This window comes from Luteococcus sanguinis, from assembly GCF_039527675.1.
In the GTDB taxonomy this organism is placed as follows: Bacteria; Actinomycetota; Actinomycetes; order Propionibacteriales; family Propionibacteriaceae; genus Luteococcus; species Luteococcus sanguinis.
In genome coordinates this window covers 131,100-138,967 of the sequence record NZ_BAAAKI010000010.1, presented here as the reverse complement: position 1 = coordinate 138,967, position 7,868 = coordinate 131,100, and the positions used below count along the sequence as shown (strand labels likewise).

At 68.7% G+C, this 7,868-nt stretch carries 5 protein-coding genes; 1 reads left to right on the top strand and 4 read right to left on the bottom strand.

Annotated elements, in window-relative coordinates; genetic code table 11:
* Positions 1-81: 81 nt before the first annotated feature.
* Positions 82-3,162, bottom strand: a complete 3,081-nt coding sequence (locus tag ABD089_RS07905) for a GH92 family glycosyl hydrolase (RefSeq protein WP_343885750.1) — start codon at positions 3,160-3,162, stop codon at positions 82-84.
* An 85-nt stretch (positions 3,163-3,247) separates the two neighbouring features.
* Positions 3,248-4,669, bottom strand: coding sequence for a type I glutamate--ammonia ligase (gene glnA, locus ABD089_RS07900; RefSeq protein WP_343885749.1), 1,422 nt, complete (start codon positions 4,667-4,669; stop codon positions 3,248-3,250).
* 142 nt (positions 4,670-4,811) lie between these two features.
* Here glnA and ABD089_RS07895 point away from each other — a divergent pair, with 142 nt between their 5' ends.
* The gene (locus tag ABD089_RS07895; protein WP_343885747.1) at positions 4,812-5,237 is read left to right on the top strand and encodes an RDD family protein; all 426 of its coding nucleotides are present in this window, start codon (positions 4,812-4,814) and stop codon (positions 5,235-5,237) included.
* A 17-nt stretch (positions 5,238-5,254) separates the two neighbouring features.
* On the opposite strand, the gene ABD089_RS07890 is transcribed toward ABD089_RS07895, so the two are convergent.
* Both ABD089_RS07890 and ABD089_RS07885 read right to left on the bottom strand, forming a co-directional pair.
* Positions 5,255-7,045 carry an ABC-F family ATP-binding cassette domain-containing protein gene (locus ABD089_RS07890; protein WP_425560028.1) on the bottom strand — a complete coding sequence of 597 codons (1,791 nt, stop codon included), beginning with the start codon at positions 7,043-7,045 and terminating at the stop codon, positions 5,255-5,257.
* Between the two features lie 15 nt (positions 7,046-7,060).
* Positions 7,061-7,819: a DUF4191 domain-containing protein gene (locus ABD089_RS07885; RefSeq protein WP_343885745.1), complete on the bottom strand. Its 759-nt coding sequence runs from the start codon at positions 7,817-7,819 to the stop codon at positions 7,061-7,063.
* Positions 7,820-7,868 lie beyond the last annotated feature (49 nt).

The following is a 7,868-nucleotide window of genomic DNA, read 5'->3' as shown; positions in this document are numbered from 1 at the left end:
GCTCGTTTCGTCTGGGCTCGTTTCGTCTGGGCTCGTTTCGTCTGGGTTCATTTCAGTCCTGGGCCCTGTCTGGCGGTGCCGCTACCAGCACTCCACCTGCGCCAGCAGGCCGCTGCCGGGGCGAATACTCAGCTCGGAGGCGGTGATCGGCTCCCCATCGGCCAGCAGCCAGCACAGCGTCTGGTTCGGCCACTGCGCCTGTCGCCGGCCCAGCTGCCATTCGCGCCCCTCGCCATCTTGGCCGGCGCCGACACGAACGACCGGTTGCCTCGTCCCCGGTGACACGAACGTGAGGGTGAGTGCCAGCAGCTCGACGGCCTCGGGCCAGCGCAGCATCAACTCGTCGTCGTCCCCCAGGTCCACCGCCACGTCGCCGTGGTCATTGGCCAGTGCTGTGGCCGGGCGGCCCCGCAGGGTGATGGTGGCGCTCCCGGACAGGTCAGCTCGCCAGTGGCTCGTGGCTGGCAGGCTGTAAGGGCTACTTCCCAGCCCGAAGGTCGAGGGCTCGTCGCCACGCCAGACGTCGATGGTCACGGATCCGCGCAGTCTTTCGACCGGCACCGCGATCGCCGTCCATTCCTGCCCGTCCAACTGCACCCGCTGGATGAAGCGCCCCTCGCCGTGCGTGCGGACCTCCAAGGCACCTTCGGGACGCTCGACACGCATCCCGAACAAGGGAGTGGTGAGCACGTACTCGCCGCTGGAGGGGAACAGCGGGTACAGCCCGAGCGCCGCCAACAGCCACCATGAGCTCATCTCGCCGTTGTCCTCGTCGCCGGGGTAGCCCTGCCCGATCTCGGAGCCGACGAAGGCCCGGTCGAGCGCCGCCCGGATGATCTCCTGGCAGCGCCACGGGCGATCGGTGAAGGCATACATGAAGGGGATGTGGTGGGCGGGCTGGTTCGACAGCGCCCACTGGCCCATCCGCAGTGCCCGGGCCTCGACGATCTCGTGCATGGAGGCGGGGTAACCGCCAGGGTTGGCGCCGAGCTCGGGAGTGGCGAAGAGTCGGTCGAGGTGGTCGCCGAGCCCGGACGGGCCGCCGTACAGGGCTGCGAGGCCCTCGCCGTCGTGCACGGTGCTGACGCTCATCCCCCAGGCATTGGTCTCGGTGAAGTCCCCGCCCCACCGGGTCGGGTCGAAGTCGCCGGGCTCCCTGGTCGGACGTCCGTCCGGTCGGCGCCCCTGGAAGAAGCCCACCGCAGGGTCGAAGAGCTCCCGTGCCGCCAGCGCGCGGTTGCTGAACCAGGCAGCATGGGCGCGAAACTCGTCCGCACGTCCTGGTACGCCCAGATCGTCGGCTCGATCCGCTAGGCGGGCGGACCAGCCGGCGATCGCGGCATCGCAGATGGCGTTCTCGATGCTCCAGCTGAAGCCTTCCGGGGTGGACGTGGTGACGTGGCCCCGGAAACGCCCCGATCCGATCCCCTTGCGTCCCACCATCGGGTCGGGGGAGGGGCAGCAGGCATTGCGGAGGGCCGAGTCGTAGCCGGCCAGCTCGTCGAAGGCGACGCCGTGGCGGGCGGCGTCGGCGAAGATCACGTCGGACGAGGTGCCCACCATGCAGTCGACATGGCCTGGCGCGCTCCACCGGCCCATCCAGCCGGACTCGCGCCAGGCAGCCAGCAGTCCCTCGGTGAGCTGCGGCGCCAGGTCGGGGGTGAACAGGTTGTAGGCGGGCCAACATCCCCGGTAGGTGTCCCAGTAACCGTTGTTGATCATGATCTGGCCGTCGACCACGGGGGAGCTGGTTCGTCGTCGGGCGTGGCCGTGGCCGGCGGCAATGAATGGGGACGCGTGCGCCCACCGGGGTTGGTCTGCGCTGCCCAGATTCTCGTGCATCGAGTTGGGCCAGCAGTGCAGACGGGCCAGGTTCGAGTAGGCCGAGATCAGTTGATCATGGTTGGCACCGGTCAGCGTGAACCGTCCCAGCAGTTCTTCCCACTGGTCGTGGGCGCGCGTCGCGACGGTCTCGTAGTCATCCGGGCCGATCTCCAGGTCGAGGTTGTGCCGGGCCTGGTCCACGGAGATGAAACTCGTGGCCATCGCCACCTCGAGCACCTCGCCCGTGACCAGCTCGAGGATGCCGCCTTTGGTGCCGCGTCCGGGCCAGGGCCAGCGCGTCGAGCGACGTCCCGGCCTGATCCGGCAGGGCTGGCGAGTGACACCCCAGAAGTAGCAGGTGGGGTCCAGTAGCCGTCGTCCCCAGACCTGGGTCGGGCGGGCCATGCCGCTGATCACCACTCGTCCATCAGGGAGTTGCTCGAACCAGGCCTCACCGGCGCGAGCAAGATCAACAAGGGCGCCGCGAGGGCTGTCGCGGTTGGGTGCCTCGTTCCAGGTGAAACGGAAGACGGCGCCGTGGTCGGTGGGCGTGACCTCGGCGGTGGAACCATCGGCCAGTCGCAGCCGGAACAGGTGCGGGCGGTCGACCATGTCGCGCGGGTCGTAGCCGATGGCTCGTTCGGCTGGGTCGAGGGACGGCGTCCCCTGCCAGCCCATCAGCTGGATCGCTGCCCGATCCCGGATCCACGGCGAGGGTGCGTGGCAGAAACTCAGCGCCTCCAGCCGAGGGCCACCATCGGGATGCCAGGTGAAGATCCAGTCGTCGGCGCGGGCGTCGCTGACCGGCGAGACGAAGGTGAAACCGTGCGGAACACAGGCCAGGGGATAGGTGTTGCCGCGGCTCTGCGCGTGCCGCGAGTGCGAGCCCCGCGCGGTGCGGACGTACTCGACCACGTCCTGCTCGAAGCGCGACAGGTGCGTCGGGCCCAGCACCTGCACCCAACCACGACCCCGGGCCCCGTCCAGCACCACCAGATCGATGGACCCGTGGGAGGGCACGGCCGACAGGTCAACGGTGAGTAGGTTCCACTGGTCACGCACCAGACAGGTCACAGGTGCGCTGCCGTCGTGACCGTGCTGGTCGACCAGCCGGACGCCGCCGGCCTCCAGCCAGACACTTGTCGCGCCCTCGCCCTCGGGGAAGATCGCCACCTGCCAGGCCTCGCCGGTCACGTCGTCCGCCAGCCGTGCGCTGTCGGTACCCAGTTCGTAGCGCAGGACGGGCGCGCTGGCGAACAGGCCGGTCCGGGGCGCGGAGCTCGTTGGGTGCTCGGGGCCCTCGTCCGGCAGCAGAGTGGTCGGGGGCGGGGCGCTCATTTGGACAGTCTGCCAAAGGCGACGAGCCGCCGCCCCCGCGAAGGGGCGACGGCTCGTCGGTGGAGGTTCGGTGCGGGTACCGCGATCAGATCGCGAAGTACAGGTCGAACTCGTAGGGGTGCGGTCGCTGACGGATCGCGTCGATCTCCGCGCGCTTCAGCTCGATCCAGGTCTCGATCAGGTCGGGGGTGAAGACGTCGCCCTGGAGCAGGAAGTCCTGGTCGGCCTCGAGCGCCTCGAGGGCGGCGTCCAGCGAGGCGGGCACCTGCGCGACCTGAGCGTGCTCCTCGGGAGGCAGCTCGTACAGGTCCTTGTCGATCGGCTCCGGCGGCTCGATCCGGTTCTGGATGCCGTCGATGCCGGCAAGAAGCATCGCGGCGAAGGCCAGATAGGGGTTGGACGAGGGGTCGGGGCAGCGGAACTCGACGCGCTTGGCCTTCGGGTTGGAACCCGTCAGCGGGATGCGCATGCAGGCCGAACGGTTGCGAGCCGAGTAGACCAGGTTGACCGGGGCCTCGAAGCCTGGCACCAACCGGTGGTAGGAGTTCACCGAGGGGTTGGTGAAGGCCAGCAGCGCCGGGGCGTGCTTCAGGATGCCGCCGATGTACCAGCGGGCCACATCCGACAGCTGGCCGTAGCCGTTGTCGTCGTAGAACAGCGGGGTGCCATTGCTCCACAGGGAGCTGTGCACGTGCATGCCCGAGCCGTTGTCGCCGAAGATCGGCTTCGGCATGAAGGTGGCGGTCTTGCCGTTGACCCAGGCGGTGTTCTTCACGAGGTACTTGAACAGCATCACCTTGTCGGCGCTGGCGAGCATGGTGTCGAAGCGCCAGTTGATCTCGGCCTGGCCAGCGGTGCCGACCTCGTGGTGGGCGCGTTCGGTCTGCATGCCAAGGCGTTCCATGTGGGCCACGATCTCGTCGCGCAGTTCGCCGAAGTGGTCAACGGGGGAGACGGGGAAGTATCCGCCCTTGTACTTGACCTTGTAGCCGCGGTTGCCGCCCTCCTCGACGCGTCCGGTGTTCCAGGCGCCGGCCTCGGAGTCGATCTCGTAGAAGGAGCCGTTGGCCTTGGTGTCGAACCGCACGTCGTCGAAGACGTAGAACTCCGCCTCGGGGGCGAAGAAGGCGGTGTCACCGATGCCGGTGCTGGCCAGGTAGGCCTCGGCCTTCTTGGCGATGTTGCGCGGGTCGCGGCTGTATGGCTCCTTCGTGATCGGGTCGTGCACGAAGAAGTTGACGACAAGCGTCTTGGAAACCCGGAAGGGGTCGACGAAGGCGGTGGTCGGGTCGGGCAACAGCGCCATGTCCGACTCGTGGATCTTCTGGAATCCTGTGATCGACGAACCGTCGAAGGCCAGGCCGTCCTCGAAGACCTCGGGCCCGAAGGCCGCGGCCGGGACGGTGAAGTGCTGCATGACGCCGGGCAGGTCGCAGAAGCGGACGTCGATGTTCTCGATGCCCTCATCCTTGACGAAGGCCAGCAGGTCGTCTGCGCCTTGGAACATGTGTTTTTCCTCCATGAACGGGTCGGTGCGACAAAGCTAGGACGCGCGGATTGCCCGCGCGTTCCGGGCGTGTAACAGCAGTGTTACAGGCCGTTCACCGGTCTGTGCGGCGGGGGCCGGCCTCGCCGGTACGATCGGGCGCATGAGCCAGACCGCCGTTGACGAGTACCCGGGCGCCCGGATCGGACTCCCCGAGAGCGGTCGAGGGTCCCTGGCCTCCTGGCGGGCGCGATTCGCCGCCCTCATCGTCGACTGGGCGGCCTGCATGCTCTTGTCGCGGCTCCTGTTCGGGGACGGTGTACTGCGCGGCCATGACTGGCGCCGCTTCGCTCCGATGGCGATCTACTTCCTCGAGAAGACGGCCCTCACCGCGCTGGCCTCGGGCTCCTTCGGCCAACTGCTCGCCCGCATCGCCGTCGTCCGGCTGGACGGTGAGCCGATCGGCTGGGTGCGCAGTGCTGCCCGGGCCTTCATGAAGTGCATCATCGTCCCGGCTGGCGTGATCGGTGGCGACCGGCGAGCGCTGGACGACCTGGCCCTGGGCACGGTGGTGGTCAACCGCCGCTGAGCTCTCCATCCGGGGGCTCAGCCCTCGGCGACCTCGGCGGCCTCGAGCCAGGCCAGTTCCAGTTCGTCCTTCTCCGCCTGCAGGGCCTGCTCCTGCTCGCCCAGCCGCGCCAGTTCGGCGTAGTCGGTGGCCTTGGCCGCCATTTCCGCGTGGACCCGGGCGAGCTTCTGGTCGAGCTTGGTCATCTGGCCGTCCAGCCTGGCCAGGTTCTTCTTCGCGGCCCGGACATCCGCCGCGCTCACCCCCGAGGCGGGGGCAGCTGCCACCGTCGCAGCCTCGGCCGAACGGATCGGCGGCTGTTGGGCCTCCCGGCGCGCCTCCAGGTACTGGTCGATGCCGCGGGGGAGCAGCACGCAGCGTCCGTCACCCATCAGCGCATAGGTGACGTCGGTGACGCGCTCCAAGAAGTAGCGGTCGTGGCTGACGATGATCATCGTCCCCGGCCAGGTGTCGAGGTAGTCCTCGAGCACGGTCAAGGTGTCGATGTCGAGGTCGTTGGTGGGCTCGTCGAGCAACAGGACATTCGGCTCCTGGATCAGCAACCGCAGGAACTGCAGCCGCCGCCGCTCACCCCCGGACAGGTCCTGGATGCGCGTGACGAGCTTCTCGCCGGTGAACCCGAAGTCGGTGAGCAGGGTGGACGCGGTGGCCTCCTGGCCGGTCGCCAGCGTCGTCTCCCGGCGCAGGCGGTTCACCGACTCCAGCACCGTGTCGCGTCCGTCGATCTCGCCGACGTGCTGCGACAGATGCGCGATCCGCAGCGTCTTGCCCTGCTTGACGCGGCCGGAGGTGGGGGGCTGCTCGTGGGCCAGCAGGCGCAGCAGCGTCGACTTGCCGGCTCCGTTGACGCCAACCAGCCCGATCCGGTCACCGGGCCCGATGGACCAGGTGAGGTGGTTGACCAGGTGGCGACCGTCGGGCAGGTCCAGCTGCACATTCTCCAGGTCGAAGACATCCTTGCCGAGCCGGCTGACGGAGAATTGCTCCAACTGGAGCCGGTCGCGCGGCGGTGGGACATCGGCGATCAGCTCGTTGGCGGCCTCGATCCGGAAGCGGGGTTTGGACGTGCGCGCGGGCGCGCCACGACGCAGCCAGGCCAGCTCCTTGCGGACGAGGTTCTGCCGGCGCGCCTCATTGGCCACCGCTTGCCGGGAGCGCTCGGCGCGGGCCAGGACATAGGCCGCGTAGCCGCCGTCGTAGGGGTCGACGACACCGTCGTGCACTTCCCAGACCCGGTTGCAGACCGCGTCGAGGAACCAGCGGTCGTGGGAGACGACCAGCATCGCGACGTCGCGCTGCTGCAGGGTGTTGAGGTGGTCGGCGAGCCAGGCGACGGCCTCGACGTCCAGGTGATTGGTGGGCTCGTCGAGGATCAGCAGGTCATGGTGGCCCAGCATCAGGCTCACCAGGCCAGCGCGGCGGCGTTCACCACCGGACAGGCTGGACAGTTCCGCGTCAAGGTCGATGCCGGCCAGCAGGTGCTCGACGACGGCGCGGCGATAGGCGTCGCGGGCCCAGACGTGGTCGGGTTCGCCGCCGACGATGAGGTCGCGGACGGTCTCACCGGGACGGATGCGTTCGGCCTGGGTGAGCACCCCGATGGAGACGCTTCCGGTGCGGGTGACCCGTCCGGAGTCGGGTTCGACGGTGCCGGACAGGATCCCGAGCAGCGTCGACTTGCCGTCACCATTGCGGCCGACGACGCCGATGACGTCGCCCTTGCCGAGACCCAGGGAGACCCGGTCCAGCAGTGTCCGGGTTCCGTAGCCCTTGGAGACCTGTTCGGCGTTGAGGAGGTTGTGTGCCATCAAGTGGTCGCGGGCTCAGCGGCCGCGCATCGCCTGGCGCGAGCCACGCGTGTTGATCGGACCCTTGGGGATGGGCATCCGGGAGCGGACGGCGTCCATCGCGCGCACGCGACGGGTGACGTCCTCAACCTGGGCGGCGCTCAGCTGCTTCGGCAGCTTCTTGATGTGGTCGGCCAGCTTGGCAAGCGGCACCTGGCCCTCGCCCTCACCCATGCTGATGGTCTGGACGGTGACGCCGTAGGCGGTCTGCTCATGGCGCCGCACCTCGGTGGCGAGCAGCTGCTTCAGTTGGCTGGAGTTGCCCTCGGTGACCAGGATCAGCCCGCCGGGGCCGATCGCGCGGTGGATGACGTCCATCTGGCGGGTGGCGTTGATGGCGGGAGAGGAGTTCCACTCCTTGCCGAGCATGCCCAGCGCGACCTCGGCCGAACCGGCCTGGCCCTCAAAGCGCTTGAACATGGCGGTCTTGACCCGGCGGGTGAACAGCCACATCGCCAGCGCCGCGCCCAGGAAGAGGCCCATGATGACCCAGGGCCACATCGGCTTGAGGAAGAGGCCGATCAGGACGCCCAGCACGACGCCCGCGAGGATCGAACCGCCCATGATCATGGGGAGCTTCGGATCCTGCTCGGCGGTCAGCTTGTAGCTCTCGCGCAGCTGGCGCCACTGGCTCCAGTCGCGGGGGTCGGTGGAGTTCTTCTTCCGCTCCTTCTCCGCCGCCACCTGGGCCTTCTGCTTGGCCTCGAGCTCCTTGGCCTTCTCGCTCCTGGGCATTCTTCGCTCCCGCGTCCATGGCGCACCGGCGTGCGCCGCACCGTGTCAT